Origin of the sequence: Nocardia rhamnosiphila NBRC 108938 (genome assembly GCF_000720425.1) — a bacterium.
GTDB lineage: Bacteria > Actinomycetota > Actinomycetes > Mycobacteriales > Mycobacteriaceae > Nocardia > Nocardia rhamnosiphila.
In genome coordinates this window covers 735451-751844 of the sequence record NZ_JOAJ01000003.1, presented here as the reverse complement: position 1 = coordinate 751844, position 16394 = coordinate 735451, and the positions used below count along the sequence as shown (strand labels likewise).

16 protein-coding genes and 1 pseudogene are annotated in these 16394 nt (G+C 68.3%); 13 read left to right on the top strand and 4 right to left on the bottom strand.

Annotated elements, in window-relative coordinates; genetic code table 11:
- Window positions 1-124 precede the first annotated feature (124 nt).
- Entirely contained in the window at window positions 125-1474 is a 1350-nt protein-coding gene (gene gdhA / locus IG75_RS0115340; protein ID WP_030521946.1) for an NADP-specific glutamate dehydrogenase, read from the top strand.
- A 42-nt stretch (window positions 1475-1516) separates the two neighbouring features.
- Here the strand turns inward: gdhA and IG75_RS0115335 are convergent, their stop codons facing one another.
- Window positions 1517-2692: an MFS transporter gene (locus IG75_RS0115335; RefSeq protein WP_081876927.1), complete on the bottom strand. Its 1176-nt coding sequence runs from the start codon at window positions 2690-2692 to the stop codon at window positions 1517-1519.
- A gap of 140 nt (window positions 2693-2832) precedes the next feature.
- Here IG75_RS0115335 and IG75_RS0115330 point away from each other — a divergent pair, with 140 nt between their 5' ends.
- The 5 genes from IG75_RS0115330 (at window position 2833) to IG75_RS0115310 (ending at window position 6332) form a co-directional block, all read left to right on the top strand.
- The gene (locus tag IG75_RS0115330; protein ID WP_030521944.1) at window positions 2833-3582 is read left to right on the top strand and encodes an AraC family transcriptional regulator; all 750 of its coding nucleotides are present in this window, start codon (window positions 2833-2835) and stop codon (window positions 3580-3582) included.
- A 292-nt stretch (window positions 3583-3874) separates the two neighbouring features.
- The gene (locus IG75_RS0115325; RefSeq protein ID WP_156058918.1) at window positions 3875-4411 is read left to right on the top strand and encodes a hypothetical protein; all 537 of its coding nucleotides are present in this window, start codon (window positions 3875-3877) and stop codon (window positions 4409-4411) included.
- A 279-nt stretch (window positions 4412-4690) separates the two neighbouring features.
- The gene (locus IG75_RS0115320; protein WP_030521942.1) at window positions 4691-5536 is read left to right on the top strand and encodes an SDR family oxidoreductase; all 846 of its coding nucleotides are present in this window, start codon (window positions 4691-4693) and stop codon (window positions 5534-5536) included.
- Window positions 5537-5564: 28 nt separating this feature from the next.
- Window positions 5565-5888, top strand: coding sequence for a hypothetical protein (locus IG75_RS0115315; RefSeq protein WP_030521941.1), 324 nt, complete (start codon window positions 5565-5567; stop codon window positions 5886-5888).
- A 132-nt stretch (window positions 5889-6020) separates the two neighbouring features.
- On the top strand, window positions 6021-6332 hold the full coding sequence (locus tag IG75_RS0115310; protein WP_030521940.1) for a hypothetical protein: 312 nt from the start codon (window positions 6021-6023) through the stop codon (window positions 6330-6332).
- A 223-nt stretch (window positions 6333-6555) separates the two neighbouring features.
- On the opposite strand, the gene IG75_RS0115305 is transcribed toward IG75_RS0115310, so the two are convergent.
- On the bottom strand, window positions 6556-7413 hold the full coding sequence (locus IG75_RS0115305; protein WP_030521939.1) for a LysR family transcriptional regulator: 858 nt from the start codon (window positions 7411-7413) through the stop codon (window positions 6556-6558).
- A gap of 111 nt (window positions 7414-7524) precedes the next feature.
- Between IG75_RS0115305 and IG75_RS0115300 the strand changes: the two genes are divergently transcribed.
- The 3 genes from IG75_RS0115300 (at window position 7525) to IG75_RS0115290 (ending at window position 10813) form a co-directional block, all read left to right on the top strand.
- Complete coding sequence (locus IG75_RS0115300) at window positions 7525-8829, top strand: NAD(P)/FAD-dependent oxidoreductase (RefSeq protein ID WP_030521938.1); 1305 nt, start codon at window positions 7525-7527, stop codon at window positions 8827-8829.
- A 222-nt stretch (window positions 8830-9051) separates the two neighbouring features.
- Complete coding sequence (locus IG75_RS0115295) at window positions 9052-9879, top strand: GNAT family N-acetyltransferase (RefSeq protein ID WP_030521937.1); 828 nt, start codon at window positions 9052-9054, stop codon at window positions 9877-9879.
- A gap of 4 nt (window positions 9880-9883) precedes the next feature.
- Complete coding sequence (locus IG75_RS0115290; protein ID WP_051714584.1) at window positions 9884-10813, top strand: lysophospholipid acyltransferase family protein; 930 nt, start codon at window positions 9884-9886, stop codon at window positions 10811-10813.
- Between the two features lie 107 nt (window positions 10814-10920).
- Here IG75_RS0115290 and IG75_RS0115285 read toward each other — a convergent pair whose 3' ends face one another.
- Window positions 10921-11487, bottom strand: coding sequence for a hypothetical protein (locus tag IG75_RS0115285; RefSeq protein ID WP_030521935.1), 567 nt, complete (start codon window positions 11485-11487; stop codon window positions 10921-10923).
- Window positions 11488-11969: 482 nt separating this feature from the next.
- Between IG75_RS0115285 and IG75_RS39105 the strand changes: the two genes are divergently transcribed.
- The 4 genes and pseudogenes from IG75_RS39105 to IG75_RS0115260 form a co-directional block, all read left to right on the top strand.
- A complete protein-coding gene (locus tag IG75_RS39105) occupies window positions 11970-12116 on the top strand; it encodes a hypothetical protein (protein WP_156058916.1) in 147 nt (48 codons plus the stop codon).
- Window positions 12117-12118: 2 nt separating this feature from the next.
- A complete protein-coding gene (locus IG75_RS0115275; protein WP_030521933.1) occupies window positions 12119-12982 on the top strand; it encodes a phosphatidylinositol mannoside acyltransferase in 864 nt (287 codons plus the stop codon).
- A 435-nt stretch (window positions 12983-13417) separates the two neighbouring features.
- On the top strand, window positions 13418-13564 hold the full coding sequence (locus IG75_RS39100; protein WP_156058914.1) for a hypothetical protein: 147 nt from the start codon (window positions 13418-13420) through the stop codon (window positions 13562-13564).
- A gap of 459 nt (window positions 13565-14023) precedes the next feature.
- Window positions 14024-15055, top strand: a pseudogene (locus tag IG75_RS0115260) (RNA polymerase sigma factor); the annotation flags it as partial.
- Window positions 15056-15239: 184 nt separating this feature from the next.
- Here the strand turns inward: IG75_RS0115260 and IG75_RS0115255 are convergent.
- Window positions 15240-16391, bottom strand: a complete 1152-nt coding sequence (locus IG75_RS0115255) for a N(5)-(carboxyethyl)ornithine synthase (protein ID WP_030521930.1) — start codon at window positions 16389-16391, stop codon at window positions 15240-15242.
- Window positions 16392-16394: the final 3 nt, after the last annotated feature.

Here is a 16394-nt window from a genome sequence, read left to right as displayed (position 1 = left end):
CCGGGAGCGCGGGCCGAGGCCCGGCCGGTCGGCTTCCGGCCGGTTGGGGATAGATTCGGAATCAATCCCCCTGGACGGATGTGGGGTACAGCCGGGGGACGGATGAGGGAAGAGGACGGGATCGATGGCCATTCTGGACGAAAAGCTGCACGACATCTATGCCGAGGTACTCCAGCGCAACCCTGGTGAAACCGAGTTCCACCAGGCGGTACACGAAGTGCTGGACAGTCTCGGCCCGGTGGTGGCCAAACATCCCGCCTACACCGACGCCGCGGTGCTGCGCCGCCTGTGCGAACCGGAGCGCCAGATCATCTTCCGGGTGCCCTGGGTCGACGATATGGGCCGGGTCCAGATCAACCGCGGATTCCGGGTCGAATTCAACTCCGCACTCGGACCGTACAAGGGCGGGTTGCGGTTCCATCCCAGCGTTTACCTCGGGATCGTCAAATTCCTCGGCTTCGAGCAGACTTTCAAGAACTCGCTGACCGGTATGCCGATCGGCGGCGGAAAGGGCGGCTCCGACTTCGATCCGAAAGGCCGCTCCGAGGGCGAGGTGATGCGCTTCTGTCAGGCGTTCATGACCGAGCTCTATCGCCATATCGGGGAATACACCGATGTACCGGCCGGTGATATCGGTGTCGGTGGACGCGAGATCGGCTACCTGTTCGGACAGTACAAACGCATCACCAATCGTTTCGAATCGGGGGTGCTCACCGGGAAAGGCCTCGCCTGGGGCGGGTCCCGGGTCCGGACCGAGGCCACCGGGTACGGAGTCGTCTTCTTCGTCAACGAGATCCTGCGGGCACGCGGCGACAGCTTCGAGGGCAAGCAGGTCGTCATCTCCGGTTCCGGCAATGTCGCCATCTACGCGATCGAGAAGGTCGAACAACTCGGCGGCACCGTGGTCGCCTGCTCCGATTCCGGCGGCTACATCGTCGACGAGAAAGGTATCGACCTCGAGCTCCTCAAAGACGTGAAGGAGCGGCGGCGGGCCCGGATCGGGAGCTATGCCGACGAACCCGGGGTGTCGGCCGAATTCATCGAAACCGGTTCGGTGTGGGAAGTGCCCTGCGATATCGCACTTCCGTGCGCCACCCAGAACGAGCTCAACGGCCGGGACGCGGTCGCCCTGGCCGACAACGGTGCCACGATCGTCGCCGAGGGCGCGAATATGCCGTGCACTCCGGAAGCCGTGCGGGTGTTCGCCGAGCGCGGGATCGTCTTCGCGCCGGGTAAGGCCGCCAACGCGGGAGGTGTGGCGACAAGCGCGCTGGAGATGCAGCAGAACGCCTCCCGGGATTCGTGGTCGTTCGAGCACACCGAAGACCGTCTCGCCGAGATCATGCGGGGCGTGCACGACCGCTGTCTGGAAACTGCCGACGAATACGGCTCTCCCGGTGATTACGTCGCCGGTGCGAATATCGCCGGATTCATCCAGGTCGCGGACGCGATGCTCGCGCTCGGCGTCATCTGAGCGCACGCCCGCCCGCGGATCGGCCGGGATCGGCCGGCGGAGTCATCCGGGAATGCCGGGGCCGGGGGCGTCGGCGCCGCGGCGGGGCCGGCGACCCCGATGATCGGCGCCGTCGGCCGGCGGCAGCGCGAACGCGAGCGCGGCGGCGAGCGCCGGCACGACGCAGAGCACGGTCAGCACGGCCTGCGGCCCGTGCCGGTCGGCGATTCCCCCGAGTACAGGCATGAACAGCCCGCCCGCGCTCACCGCGATACCGAGGGTGACCCCGGCCGCGGTGCCGGGCCGGGCCGGAAGGTAGTCCTGGCCCAGCTTGACCAGCACCGCGAACGGTAGGTTGGCGGCCACCCCGGCCAGCGCCACCAGCACCAGCGCGAGCTGCGGGTCGCCGCACAGGCGCAGGGCGACCAGTGCCGGCACCGCGACCGCGCCACCGAGCCGGACGGTCGCCCGCATACCGATCCGGTCCGCGATGCGCCCGCCGGATACGGTGCCCACCACGCCGCCGACCAGGAAGGTGGTGAGCGCGACGCCGCCCAGTACTCGGTCGGCGCCCAGATATCCGATCCAGTACAGCGCGATGAAGGTGTTCATCCCCAGGAAGAGGACCGAGCGGACGACCGCGACGACGGTCAGCACGAGGAATGGACCCCACCGGTCCCGGCCGGTGGTGATATCGGCCGTCGGAAGGTGGGCTGTCCGCCGCGTCTGGTGCCGCCACAGGACGAACGCCGTGAGTACCGCCGGCGGCACGAACAGTGCGGTGGCCCCGATGCCCAGCGCGGACAGCAGCGGCGTGGCCAGTGCCGGGGCGAGGAAGAATCCGACGCTACCGCCGGCCGCGAAGAGACTCATGGCCACCGTGCTGTCCCCGGCGGCGCGGCGGGCGTCCCGGCCGGCAGCGGGATGGAAAGCGGCGATACCGATTCCGGAGACCAGGATCAGCAGCCATACCACCGGATACGCCGGTGCGAGACCCGCCAGCCCGGCTCCGGCCCCGGCCACCAGCAGCCCGGCCGGGGCGAGCCATAGTACTGGCCGGCGGTCGGCCAGTACCCCCAGCAGCGGCTGCGGCAGTGAACTCCCCAGCGCGGCCGCCAGGGCCAGACCGGACGCGGCGATATAGCTGTAGCCGCGTTCCAGGACGAAGAACGGGATACTGGCGGGGATCAGTCCCTGGTAGAAGTCGTCGACCGCGTGCGCGACGACCCAGTGCCGCATACGGTTCCATACCTGCACCGCCCCCGCGGCGGGCGCGGGGGCGGTCGTCGGGGTGTCCACAGCCGGATCCTCCTGGTCGTCGGTCGAGGATCAGCGTAGGAAGCGACCACGTATGACTTCTTCCGATAAAATGCCAAGATATGTCGATAACCCGCCCCACCGTTCCCACGCCCACGCGGGTGCGGGATCTGGCGGCGGGATCGCATATCGATCCGCATCGCCATCCCGACCACCAACTCATCTACTGCAGCGGCGGTGCGGCGGAGGTCCGCACCGATACCGGGACCTGGATCGCGCCGCCGGACCGCGCGATCTGGATTCCCGCCGGGCACCGGCACGAGCACCACTTCTACGGACCGACTCGCTTCCACTGCATCGCTTTTCCGGGCGCGGCGGAGGGGGACCGGGAGGCGCCGGTCGTGCTCGCGACCTCCGGGCTGGTGCGGGAACTGATCATCGCGTGTTCCGCGCCGGGCGAATTGCCGGACCACGAACTGGGGCGGTTGCGGCAGGTCCTGCTCGACCAGCTGGACCGGATGCCGCAGCAGCGGCTGCTGTTGCCGGTCGCCCGCGACGAACGCCTCCGGCGCGCCTGCGCCCTCGTCGAGGCGGATCTGGAAACCACCTGGACGCTGGCGGAACTCGGCCGGCGGGTGGGGGCGGGGGAGCGCACCCTCACCCGGTTGTTCCGGACCGAGTTCGCCATGACCTATCCGCAGTGGCGGACCCACCTGCGGCTGCACCGGGCGGTGCGATTGCTCGCCGAAGGGTATTCGGTGACCGCGGTGGCCGGTCGCTGCGGCTGGGCTTCGCCCAGCGCCTTCATCGATGTGTACCGGCATGCGTTCGGACGCACCCCGGGCGGTTCGCGACGTGGCAACGATCAGTAGCCGCGATTCCCACCGGGTGATATGCGGCCGACGTATAGGAATGCAGGGGCCGAAATGCTCTCGCTTCTAATTCGGTCTATTCCAATCATGTTGTAAGGAAACGTTTTACGTGTCGATACCCCTTTCGTCGAATGCTGTTCCGGGCGGAAGAATTGGCTAAGCTGTGCGCGCCGATCGACGAGTCCGCGATGCGGGGTGATCGGCCGGGGTCGCCGAATTCGGACAATTCAAGAATGGCCGCCGCGGCGGCAGGAAATGGGGAACTGTGCACGGCCGTAGGAGGTTCGGTCCCTTGCCGGACAGCCGAGTCGTTTCGGCGGTGTTCGCTCGGGCCGCGCAATTCCAGACCGCCGGAGCGGCCGATTTCGGCTGTCCCCTGCTCACCGCCGTCGCGGGCCTGGTGGACGCCCATCGGCGCCTGGTGGCGACGCGGCCGGGCTGGGACGAGGTGGTGATGACCTGGATTCCGGGCCGGTCCGAACCGGAACTGCCCGGTATGGATCTCGCCGCCGACCCGTTCATCGCAGCCTGGGCGGACGCACAGCGGCATCTTCTCGTCATAGACCTGGAGGCGCGCCGTGTGCTCGGTGAACCGGGCAGCGGTGCGGTGGAACATCACGAGGGCTTGGGTGCGGTGTTCGGCCGCCTGGCGCATCTGTACACGATGTCGTTCGACCGCTACGTCCGGGACGGACCGGAGGCGGCACACCGGCGGCAACTGGCTCGCGCGTATTTCTCCTACGAAAGTCTGGCGTGTGAACTGGCGTGCGGGAAAAAGTGTCTGCCCGCGCCGCCCGGCGGGTCTGCCGCCGGCTCCGGGGATCGGTGATCGGACGATCGCACGGCGTGGCCGGGCACCGGCCGCCGAGGTTCCTGGAAGGACCGTAGCCAGGGTCCCGGGGACCGGAACCGGACGGCCCGTCCACGGTGCGCCGCTCCTACCGCAACCTTTGTCCGACCGTCCTTCTCGTACTCGGTGGGTGTGCGCACCGCAGCTGCTACCCGGGTCCATGGGAAATCAGTCTGTGGGCCGATGTGGTGGCCCGGCGCGCGGGTGAGGATGGTGATGCCGTCCGCTACGGGGCGGACAGGGTGGAGTGGAGGTTTCATGAAGTTGGAAGCCGGGCAGGTCGCTGTCGTCACCGGAGCCGCGAACGGTATCGGCAGGGCCGTGGCCGCCGCGCTGGTCGATCGGAGGCTACGGGTGGTGGTGGCCGATGTCGAGGCCGAGACGCTGGCGCGGACCGCCGCCGAACTCGGTGACCCGGTGCTCGCCGTGCCGACCGACGTCGCCGATATCGATCAGGTCCGGGCTCTCGCCGACCGGACACTCGCCACCTTCGGCCGGGTGGACCTGGTCGTCAACAATGCGGGTGTGGGTGCGGGCGGGCCGAGCTGGGATATCGCCCCCGCGGAATGGGAGCGGGTCTGGTCGGTCAATGTGGGCGGTGTGGTCAACGGTATCCATGTGTTCACTCCGCATCTCATCGCCGGCGGTGGCGGCCATATCGTCAACACCGCTTCGCTGGCCGGGCTGACCGTCGGCCTGTTCGGGGCGCCGTACGCGGCGAGCAAGAGCGCGATCATCTCGATCTCGGAATCACTGCGTGGCGAACTGGATGTCATCGCGCCGAATATCGGGGTGACCGTCGTGTGCCCCGGCCCGGTGGATACGCGGATGTTCCGGGGTCTGGCCGAGATGGCCGCGCCGCCCGCGGAGGGGGCGCCGGAGGCGGAGACGTTGCCGCCGGAGGTCCGGGCCGCACTCGCGCCGATGATGGAGGCCGTGGGCGAGATGGCGAAGGAAATGCTGCCCACCGCGCGGGCCGCCGAGATCGTGCTCGCCGCGGTGGAGGCCGGAAAACTGTACGAGACCACGCATCCGGTGATGGCACACGCTGCGCGGGAACGCATCGAAACGATTCTCGAATCGTTCGGTGCCTCCGCCGCATAGCGGTGCGCGATCTGCGAACGGCGGCGGTATGACACAGCCCGAGGCCTTGGCCCGGCCCGAATGGCGCGGCACCGGACATGCGCGTTTCCCGTTGGCGGCCGACGTGTCGGGTCACTGGTGGGTGCTGCGCCTGAACCCCTTCCCCGACCACTGCCTGTGGACCCTGTTCGTCGACGCGGTGGTCCGCTACGACATCGAGGAAGTACCGGCTGCCTGGGGGAAGCCGTCGCCGCGGTCGGCGCCACCCCTGGATCCGGCCGTCGCGCAAACGGTGCTGGCCCCGGTGCGCCACCTGGCCGTCTATGGCAGTGAGGTGGGCCGGCCCTGCGACTGCCTGTTCTGCGGCGACTGAATCCGGCCCGGTTCCCAGCAGACTCCCAGCTGTCTCCCCGGCCTGTGCACAGCGACGCGAACTACCGTCGTCGTTATCCGAGGTCCGACCGGGTTCGGTCGGCAAAAACGCGGTGCGACAAGGAGTTTCACAGTGAAGCTGAAACCTGCGAGTAGAGCCTTCGCGGCCCTGGTCTGTGGAGTGGGAGTAGCGGGCGCGGCGGTGGCCGGTGCCGGCGCGGCCGGCGCCGACCCGGGCCCCGACAAGAAGATCATCATCAACGGGCAGGAGCGGACCGATATCGACCGCGTGATCCTGCGCGAGGACATCGAGCGGGAGCTGCCGGGTTACCAGCTGCCCGCGGGCAGCCCCGGTGTGATCATCCTGAGAAGCGGCGAGGTACAGCCGGTGCCCGAGGGGGCGGTGCTCCGCCACCGTGACGATCGGGTGCCCCCACCGCGGTAGCACTTTCCGCCGTCATGGGACGGCATCCCGAACCGACCCGAGCCGGCCCCCTCGCCACTCGGGTTGCCGGTGGACCGCCGAGCCGAACCGGCGACGCCACCGATGTTCCGGTAGCCACTGCCCGGCTGCCGGGGCGGTAGGCCCGGTGCGCGGAGTGCGTGCCGGGCCGACCGCGTTTCCCCTGGGGGATGATCCGGACGACCGCGACCGGCGGGGGTGGTGGCTAAGCGCAGTGCAGGCCCGCGAGCAGCGAATCGAGGATGGGGGTACGCCGGGTGTCGGCGCGCAGGACGGCCGAGACGGGGATGCGGAGGCGGTGGTCGGCCAGCGGCAGCGCGGCGATGCCCTCGGTGGAGCTGTTGGCGTAGAGAACCGTCCAGGCGTCGGGATGGTTGATCAGCTCCATTGTCGCGGTGTGGTCCGGTGGGATGGGCGGGCCGAAGGTCGGGCCGGTGGGCAGGTCGGCGAAGGCGGTCCGGATGACGTTGTGCAGGAGGAACTGCTCGGACTCCGGCGGGAGGAGCAGCGGGTAGGCGCTGAGTTCGGCGAGGGTGACGTCGGTGCGGCCGGCCAGCGGATGCGCGGGCGCGGTGGCCAGCGTGAGGTCTTCCACCCATAGTTGCTCGACGACGAGTCCGGCCTGCTGCACACTGCCGCGGATCAGCGCCAGATCGCAGTCCCCGTCCGCGACGGCCGCGACCCGCTGGCGGAACGGTTTGATGACGAATTCGATTTCCGCGCCGGGATGCGCCTCGCGGGTGCCGGCGATGGCCGACAGCGACCGGGTGGCGAACGACATATTCGCCGCGAGCCGGATGCGGGGGCCGGTGGTACGAATGGAGGCGCGGATGGCCGATTCCAGACCTAGCATCTGCTTGGCGAGCGGTAGTAGCCTGGTGCTCGCGTCGGTGGGGACGACCGAACGGGTCGAACGCTCGAAGAGCTGGACGCCCAGGTCGTGTTCGAGCCGGGCGATCTGGTGGCTGATCGCCGATTGTGAGATGAAGCACCGGGCCGCCGCCCGGCTGAAGCTGAGCTCCTCGCACACCGCGACGTAGTACGTGAGCTGGCGGAGTTCCACTTCGATCTCCATTCATGACCAGAACAGATAAGAGTCATCTCAATTATGCGCCCTGAACCCTGAAATATCTGCCTTACGGATGACGGTTCCTAATGAGTGAAGGAGGCTGTCATGCACAAGGTCACTGAGGTCGGCGCCGGCGTCGAGTACGCGGACGTCGTGATCATCGGTTCGGGGTTCGGCGGACTCGCCGCGGCCAAACAACTGGCCAAAGCGGGAGTGGACTATGTCCTGATCTCGAGCACGCCGGAACACCTGTTCCAGCCGCTGCTCTATCAGGTCGCCACCGGGGTGTTGGCGTCCGCGGAGATCGCACCCCCGATCGCGAACATTCTGCGCCGGCACAAGGAGGCCGACGTCCGGCTGGGCGAGGTCACCGCCATCGAACCCGACGCCGCCATCCTGACCTACCGCACCGGCGAGGAGGTCCGCCGGATCCGCTACGGATCGCTGATCGCGGCCACCGGGGCGAGCCAGTCGTATTTCGGTCGTGACGACTTCGCCGACAAGACCTACTCGCTCAAGACCATCGACGACGCCAAGCTGCTGCGGGCCCAGATCTCGCGGGTGTTCCGCGAGGCGGCCCAGGCCGACGAGGAGACCAGGCGGCGGCTGCTGTCGTTCGTCGTGGTCGGCGCCGGGGCCACCGGTGTGGAGGTCGCGGGACAGCTGAAGGAGCTGGCGAAGCGGTACTACCACGAGGAAGTCTCGGTGACCCTGGTCGAGGGCGCCGGTGCGGTCCTACCGCCGTTCGGCGGCGGGCTGTCGGAGTACGCGAAGAAATCACTGACCCGCAGTGGGGTCGAAGTGCTGCTGGGCACCTTCGTCACCGATATCGAGGACGGGCACGTCACGGTCAAGGACAAAGCGGGCGCCGAGCGGCAGATCGACGCCGAGACCATCGTGTGGTCGGCGGGCGTGCAGGCGGGCGGTTTCGCGAAACTGCTGGCCGAGGCCACCGGTTGCGAGACCGACCGTGCCGGACGACTGCTGATCAACCCCGACCTCACCGTCGGCGGCTATGCCGATATCTACGCGATCGGCGATATGACCTCGCTCAACGGCTACCCGGGCCAGTCGCCGGTGGCCATGCAGGAGGGGCGGCACGCGGCCGACATCATCAGCCGCGACAAGCACCCAGGTACTTCGTTCGTGTACTGGGACAAGGGCAGCATGGCGGTGATCAGCCGGTTCAGCGCCGTCACGAAGCTGAATGACAAGATCACCTTCCGGGGTGTGTTCGCGTGGTTCATCTGGCTGGCCGTGCACCTGTTCTACCTGGTGGGCTTCCGGAACCGGTTCGCCGCGGTCCTGTCGTGGCTGGTGGCGTTCATCGGGACCGGGCGGCCGGGGTTCGAGGAGGTGGACCGGAAACACCTGGAGCGGGTGCGCGAACCCGAACGTTTCGTCGCGTAATACCGCGTGGGGCGGGCCCGTCCGGCGGGCCCGCGACGCGTCCGAGCGGCGAATTCCAGGTTGCGTCCGGTCCAACGGTGGCGCCGTTTCCGCTGTTCACGCGAACATGCGGGGACCGATCGGTGAACGTCGGGTGTGACCTGCGTCTCGTTAACCGAACCGGCATGTCTGCGACATGTTGTGGACGCCCGGGCGCCGTGTCGGGCTGGCCTGCTGAGCATTATGGCTATTACGTCCGTGCTGACGGCCCCGGCTCGACCGGCCGCCGGCGAGGATCACCGGTCCCGATACGCACTGATCGTCTCCTCCGACACCGACCATCGCATCGCGGCGCAGCGGTTGCGATACAACGTATTCGCCAATGAGCCGGGTTTCCGGATCCCCGACGACGGCACGGGGCTGGACGCGGACCGGTTCGACGAACACTGTGACCACATGCTGGTCCGCGACGAGGTCACCGGCGAATTCGTCGGGTGCTACCGGATGTTGCCGCCGGACAAGGTCGCGGCCGCCGGTGGGTACTACACCGCCACCGAATTCGACCTCACGAATCTCGACCCGGCGGGTATGCGGACCGTGGAGATGGGCCGGGCCTGCGTGGTCCCCGACCATCGCAACGGTTCGGTGCTCACCCTCATGTGGGCGGGCATCCTGCACTACATCCAGCTCACCGGTTACGACTGGGTGATGGGATGTGCCTCGGTCCCCATGCGGAACAGCCCCGGCGACCCGGCGGGGGTCAATGTGCGCGGCGTCCGCGATCTCCTGCTCGGCAAACACGCCTGCGCGCCCGAGAAGCGCGTTCGCCCCTATCGTCCCGTAGTGGTCGACGGGGTGGCCCTCGACGAACTGCCCGCCCCCGGCCGCCCCAAACTGCCGCCGCTGCTCAACGGCTACCTGCGGCTCGGCGCCGAGATCTGCGGGGAGCCCGCGCACGATCCGGATTTCGCCGTGGCAGATTTCGTGGTGTTGCTGGGACTCGACACCATCAACACCCGGTATCTGGATCGGTTACGCGGCGCGGCCGCGAATTTCGACGGCGGGCGGTGACGCGATGGAAACCGTCGCACAGCGCGTGGACCGGGCGCCGGTGCAGGCTGCCGCTCCGCACGCCTGGATGCCGGTGAGCCCGTGCGGGACCGGTTGTGTGCAGCAACGCCCCGAGATCGGTGTCGCCCGGGCCGGGTTGCGGGCAGCGGGAGCCGTATCGGTGCTGCTCGCCTATCCGTTCGTGCACCTCGTCACGCCGCCGTCCCGGCGTTCGGGAGTGCAGCGGCGGTTCGCCCGCACCCTCCTGCATGCGTGCGGTATCCGGCTGCGGGTGGTGGACCGGCGCACGGGAGCCGCGGCGATCGGGCCGCGGTACGCCGCGCCGGGCACCGGAGTGCTCGTCGCCTGTGGACATATCGGCTGGACGGATATCGTCGTCCTCGCCTCGGTGCAGCCGCTCGCCTTCGTGGCGCGGGCGGATCTGATCGATTGGCCGGTGCTCGGCACGCTCGCCCGGGTGATGCGGGTCATCCCGATCGAGCGGGAACGCCTGCGCCGCCTGCCGGAGGTGATCGAGCGGGTCGGGCACCGGCTCGCCGCGGGTGAACGGATCGGATTCTTCCCGGAGGGCACCACCTGGTGTGGCCGTGCCTACGGGTCGTTGCGGCCCGCGCTGTTCCAGGCCGCGGTCGATACCGCGACCCCGGTGCAGCCGGTCCGGCTGCGGTACCTGGACGCGCACGGTAACCGGTCCACCCTCCCGGGTTTCGTCGGGGACGACACCCTGGTCGGGTCGATCGTGCGGGTACTGCGCACCAGGAACCTGACCGCTGAGGTGGTCTTGGCGCCGGTGGAACAGGCGGGCGCCGATCGGAAAGAGCTGGCCCGGCGGTGTGAGCGAGCGGTGCGCGCCGAAGAGCTTTCGGACGCCGCGCACGCGGTCCTGGCGGCAGCGGGCCGGCAGCTGACGAAAGTGGCGGTCACCCCCGTCTGAACCGAGCGGTTTCGGCCGGGTCCACCGGGGTGGGCCCGGCCTTTCTACTGCTATATATCGACTCGCTCAATTATGTACCGCTGAACAACGGTCACTTAGCCGCTGTATCAGCGTGCGCTGCCCGTGCCCGGCAGGGCGGGCAGGCCCGGCAGTGCGAAGGGCAACGGCGGCAGCACCGGCAGCAGGACCTGCGGAAGCAGGCTGGGCGGGGGCGGCGGGATGTAGGGGTTGGGCATATTCCAGTTCGGCGGCGCGCCGCCCCCGCCACGGGGAGTCTCGTGGTGGTCCCAATCGGCGGGCCGGTCGTAGTCGCGGCCGCGGTCGTTGTGCGAATCGCGGTCGGGATACTGATTGTCGCCGCTGTTGAGGTGGTCCTCCCAGCCGTCGTAATCCTGCCGGTGGTGGTCCTTGTAGCCGTAGTGGCCGTTGTCGTCCCAGCCGAAATCGTCGTTGTCGCCGTCCCAGGCCTGATGATCGTTGTCGTCCCAGCCGTTGCTGTCCCAGCCGGAGCTATCGCCGAAGCTGTCGCTGGAATCGCTGCTGACGTGGGTCGCGCCGATCTGATCGGCCAGGGCGGGGCCGGCACCGGCGGCCAGCGGCGCGAGGGTGATGACGGCGAGCGCGGCGATCCGCGCCGCGAGACGGCGGGCGCGCTGTTCGTGGTTTCGGTTCATCGGTGGGGTCCTCACTCGGTCACGCCCCCGTTCGTCCTCCGGGGCGGATCGCACTCCGCGAGTGCTTATTGATACACCGATTACCGTACCGCTGAATAACGGTACGTTCAATAGGTAGGTGTCAAGCGGGGTGATCGGCGCGACCGCCGACCGGGTGGTTTCACCCGCCACCCCGAGCCGCGCCGCCACACGGGGTTTGCGGCGTGCGGGACACAGCGGTGACATATACGGCTACGGTGGTGAGGAACACCGTCGAGCAGCCGTCCGGCTGCCGAATCCGCGGGACCCGGCCGCGACTTGCCCCCGGGCCCACGGAAGCTCCGCTCGGCAGCCCGGCGCCGAGTGCCATGGGTTTCGGATGGGTATCCCCGAAAGGTCCCGGCCCCGATCCGAATCGGACCGCCGGCGCGGGACCCACCCCCCTCGACCTCTGCCGTACGGAACTCGTGCCGGCAGCGCACACCGAAGATCGGAGCACGACCATGCACGACGACCATCCCGGGCTGTTCAGTCACGTCCCCGCCGAACCCGAGCCGTACGCGTTACCGGCCGACGATCACCGCCCGGTCTTCCTCACCGCGGCTCCCGAGACCGACAGTCCCGCCGCGCCGGACGCCGGTACCAGGTAACGATGTCGGGCCGGGCGCAGGACCTCGGCTATGCGGCGGGCTGGCGCCTGGTACGGGCCCTGCCGCACCGCTCGGCGGTTCGCCTGTTCGACACGGCCGCCGACCGGATTGCCCGTCGTGACGGCGGTCCGGTCCAGCTGCGGCGCAACCTCGCCCGGGTCCTCGGCGTCGACCCCGCGCAGGTTCCGCCGGAACTGGTCCGGGCGAGTCTGCGCTCCTATGCCAGGTATTGGCGGGAGGCCTTCCGATTGCCCGCGATGGATCCGGATGCGCTGGCGGACACCATCGAGTCCGCGGCCACCGGACTCCACCGGATCCGGGAGGCGTACGCCGCCGGTCGCGGGGTGGTGATCGCCCTGCCGCACAGCGGGAACTGGGACCTCGCCGGGGTCTGGCTCGTGCAGCGGGTCGGTACGCCGACCGTGGTCGCCGAGCGTCTGCGGCCGGAGTCGCTGTTCCGCCGGTTCGTCCGCTTCCGGGAGGGGCTCGGCTTCGAGATCATCCCGCTCACCGGCGGCGACACGCCCCCGTTCCGGCTGCTCACCGACCGGCTGCGCGCGGGTGGTGTGGTCTGTCTGCTCGGTGAGCGCGATCTGTCCGGCCGGGGCGTGCCGGTGACCTTCTTCGGGGCGCCGGCGCGGCTACCCGCCGGTCCCGCGCGGCTGGCCATCGATACGGGCGCGCCGCTGTTGCCCGTGCACTGCTGGTTCACGACGGACGGATGGGGATTCTCGGTCGGCGACCCGATCGATACCTCCCGCGGGGTCCGGGACGCCACCCAGGAGCTGGCCGACCGGTTCGCCGCCGGTATCGCCGCCCATCCCGCGGACTGGCACATGTTGCAGCGGGTCTGGACTGAGGGATGAGGGGGCGCCGCCGGGTCCGCTCGGGCGGGCGCCGGATCTGCCCACGTCGGCCGCTCGCGAGCCGGGGGAATAAGCGCCGACTCCTGACAGCTATCCTTTACTGGTCATGAAGTCGGCACAGCGTTTCCGCAGGTCCCCGATGCTTTCCGATGTTTCTCATGATTTACCTGTTTGCGCAGGTAGACGGCGATTTGCGGGTCCCGACGCTGTTCCTTCGTACCCCTGACGTCCCATCCTGCTTTCGAACTGCTGCAGTCCCATTACCTCCGGGCGAGGGTTGCTCCGCTCGGCATTCCGGCGCGGAGTGTCTCCGGGTTCGGATGAGTATTCCCGGAAGGCCCGGGCCGCCGGACCACACCACCACGGGCCGCGCATCTCGACCCTGCCTGCCGCGACTTCTCACCGGCAGCGCACACCGAAGATCGGAGCACGAACATGCACGACGACAACCCCGGACTGTTCAGTCACGTCCCCGCCGAACCCGAGCCGTACTCGGTACCGGCCGATGCGCCGCAACCGGTGTTCCTTACCGCGGTGCCCGAGCCGGACATCGCCACCCGCCCGGACACCGGTTCCAGGTAGGCCGGTTCTGGCCGGGGCGGCGCCCGGTGCGTGCGCTGCCCGGCCGGTGGGCGGTCCGTCTCTGTGCTGGTCCGGATGCTGCACTATCGTGCCCACCGGAACCCGGTTACGTCGCCGGTGAAGCAGGCAGTCGTTCCTCGTATCAGCCGCCCCGACCATCGCGCTCGCGCGGGCGATTCGGCCGACGGCCGGCTGCCGATCTACGTCCGCGGCTTCGGGTCCTTCCGGCCCTGCTCCACCGAGAACTCGACACGTTGACCAAATGGCAGATCGCCACCCGACCGGAAGGTATCGGCTGGTGCCGGTAGTCGCCTCACTTCGTGTGTCGACCGGTACGCTGGTCATTGGTCCCGGTGATTGCCGAGCCGCTCGAGGCCTCTCCGCGGTCCTGTTTCTCGAATCGCGATGTCGCCCGAATCACTCGGAGAGGTGAATGTGGCAACGACCGCAGGCGAAATAAATGGCGAAGATTCCACTGGCACCTCGGCGGAGCGAGACGTTGCGGACGACATCGTGCATGAGGACGAGTCTCCGGCGCTGCGCCGGGCGCGCAAGGAAGCCGAGCTCACCGCCGGCGGGGACTCGACACGGGCGTATCTGAAGCAGATCGGGCGAGTTCCTCTACTCTCCGCGACCGAGGAGGTCGATCTCGCGGTCCGGATCGAAGTCGGTCTGTATGCGGTGCAGAAACTGCAGGCCGAATGCGCGGGACCCGCGGGTCTCACGATCGCACGTCGCCGAGACCTGACCTGGATTATTGAGGACGGCATCGCGGCCAAAGATCATCTGCTCCAGGCAAACCTTCGGCTGGTGGTGTCGATCGCAAAACGGTACACCGGGCGGGGCATGGCCTTCCTCGACCTGATCCAGGAGGGCAATCTGGGTCTGCTGCGAGCGGTCGAAAAGTTCGACTACGGCAGAGGCTTCAAGTTCTCGACCTACGCTACATGGTGGATTCGCCAGGCGATTTCTCGCGCCATGGCCGACCAGGCCCGCACCATACGAATCCCCGTGCACATAGTGGAGATCATCAACAAGCTCGGGCGTGTGGAGCGCGAACTGCTTCAGCAGCTGGGCCGCGAGGCAACAGCACACGAGCTTGCCGCAGAATTGGGTATTACACCCGAGAAGGTTCTCGAGGTTCGGCAAATCGCACGGGAGCCGATCTCGTTGGACCAGACGCTCGGTGACGAGGGCACGACCCAGTTCGGCGATTTCATCGAAGACTCCGAGGCTGTCGTAGCCGTCGAGAAGGTAGCGTTCACCCTGCTGCAGGAGCAGTTGCGGTCCGTACTCGACACGCTCAGCGAGCGCGAAGCCGGTGTCATGCGCCTGCGTTACGGCCTGGGTGATGGGCGGCCTCGAACGCTCGACGACATCGGGAAGGTCTACGGCGTCACCCGTGAGCGGATCCGGCAGATCGAGTCGAAGACGATGTCGAAGCTACGTCACCCATCGCGCTCACAGTTGCTTCGGGATTACCTCGAATAGCGGGCAATGGTCATGCGGACGGTGGAAGTTCGGCAGCGGGCCCTGCCGCAGTGGTCCGGCGTCATGGAGAACACCGCGTGGTCGGTCAAGGGGCCGGCGCACCTCTTCGAGTCACGGTCATCTCATCCTCGTGGTCTGCGCGACAGGCGTTCGACGAGTTCAGCGTGGGCGCGGTCGCCGGTGTTCAGCGGCGGTGGTGCGGGTATCGCGGTAGGCGCTGTTGGAAAGACAGGATCGCGGGGTTCTGGATCGTGCCGTCGCGGATCTCGATCGCGCGTCGGACGGTTTCGTGATCGCCCCAGGTGGAGTGTTCGGAAAGGACCGACCGCAGGTGCGGCAGCAGCGCTTCGCTGATCTCCCAGGTCGCCGAGTTCCACAGGTAGGACGGGCTGTGATCGACAGCGTAATAGGTGACCCCGTCGCCGACCGGGAGGGTCGGCCGGGTGAACGTCGTGGGCTGCGCCCAGCTGAAGCCCATGGCTTCGTCGCAGGAGACGTCGACGATGAGGCTACCCGGGGCGAAAGCGGCGAGGTCGTCTTCGATGAGGAAGGTCAGCGGCGCGTCGGTGTCCTGCAGCACGCAATTGACGACGATGTCGTGCTCGGCGAGGAACCCGGCCAGCGGCACCCGGCCGGATTCGGTGTGTGCGTAGCTGCGACGCGGGTCGCCCGGGTTGTTCGCGTCGTGGTCGAAATGCACCATCGTGGCGGAATGGATCGGCGATCCGACGGTGCTGAGGCCACGGGCGGTGAGAACCTCGACGTCGTGGATCCCGTGGGCGTTCAGCGCGGTCACCGCGCCGCGCGCGGTCGCCCCGAAGCCGATCACCGCCGCTCGCAGTCGGCGGCCGTAGTCCCCGGTCGACCCGATCGACTGCAAGGCGTGCAGCACCGAGCAGTAGCCGGCCAGCTCGTTGTTCTTGTGGAAGACGTGCAGGCCGAACGAGCCGTCGCGTCGCCAGTGGTTCATCGCCTCGAACGCGATCACGGTCAGTCGACGGTCGATGGCCAGTTGGGTCAGCTCGGCGTCCTGCACACAGTGGGGCCAGCCCCACAGCACCTGGCCGGTCCGCAGTTCGGCGACGTCCTCCCGCAGCGGCTTGGCCAGAAGGATGACCTCGCACTCGGCGACGAGTTGCTCGCGTGTGCGCATCCCGGCGACCATGCCCGCCAATTGTTCGTCGGGCACGCCGAAGGGCTCACCGTAGCCGTGTTCGAGGTAGATGGTTTTCCGGAGATCGGCGTCGATCCGGTCGAGGTGGTGGGGGTGGATCGGCAACCGCCGTTCGTTCTCTTTTCGTGAACGCGCGACGACGCCGAGACTGAGCTGGTGCACCGG

Coding starts and splice junctions, on each gene's coding strand:
- IG75_RS39105 (WP_156058916.1), top strand. CDS start 11,970: ATGCACGACGACCATCCCGGGCTGTTCAGTCACGTCCCCGCCGAACCC.
- IG75_RS0115315 (WP_030521941.1), top strand. CDS start 5,565: ATGACACAGCCCGAGGCCTTGGCCCGGCCCGAATGGCGCGGCACCGGA.
- IG75_RS0115290 (WP_051714584.1), top strand. CDS start 9,884: ATGGAAACCGTCGCACAGCGCGTGGACCGGGCGCCGGTGCAGGCTGCC.
- IG75_RS39100 (WP_156058914.1), top strand. CDS start 13,418: ATGCACGACGACAACCCCGGACTGTTCAGTCACGTCCCCGCCGAACCC.
- IG75_RS0115330 (WP_030521944.1), top strand. CDS start 2,833: ATGTCGATAACCCGCCCCACCGTTCCCACGCCCACGCGGGTGCGGGAT.
- gdhA (WP_030521946.1), top strand. CDS start 125: ATGGCCATTCTGGACGAAAAGCTGCACGACATCTATGCCGAGGTACTC.
- IG75_RS0115295 (WP_030521937.1), top strand. CDS start 9,052: ATGGCTATTACGTCCGTGCTGACGGCCCCGGCTCGACCGGCCGCCGGC.
- IG75_RS0115300 (WP_030521938.1), top strand. CDS start 7,525: ATGCACAAGGTCACTGAGGTCGGCGCCGGCGTCGAGTACGCGGACGTC.
- IG75_RS0115275 (WP_030521933.1), top strand. CDS start 12,119: ATGTCGGGCCGGGCGCAGGACCTCGGCTATGCGGCGGGCTGGCGCCTG.
- IG75_RS0115320 (WP_030521942.1), top strand. CDS start 4,691: ATGAAGTTGGAAGCCGGGCAGGTCGCTGTCGTCACCGGAGCCGCGAAC.
- IG75_RS0115335 (WP_081876927.1), bottom strand. CDS start 2,692: ATGCGGCACTGGGTCGTCGCGCACGCGGTCGACGACTTCTACCAGGGA.
- IG75_RS0115285 (WP_030521935.1), bottom strand. CDS start 11,487: ATGAACCGAAACCACGAACAGCGCGCCCGCCGTCTCGCGGCGCGGATC.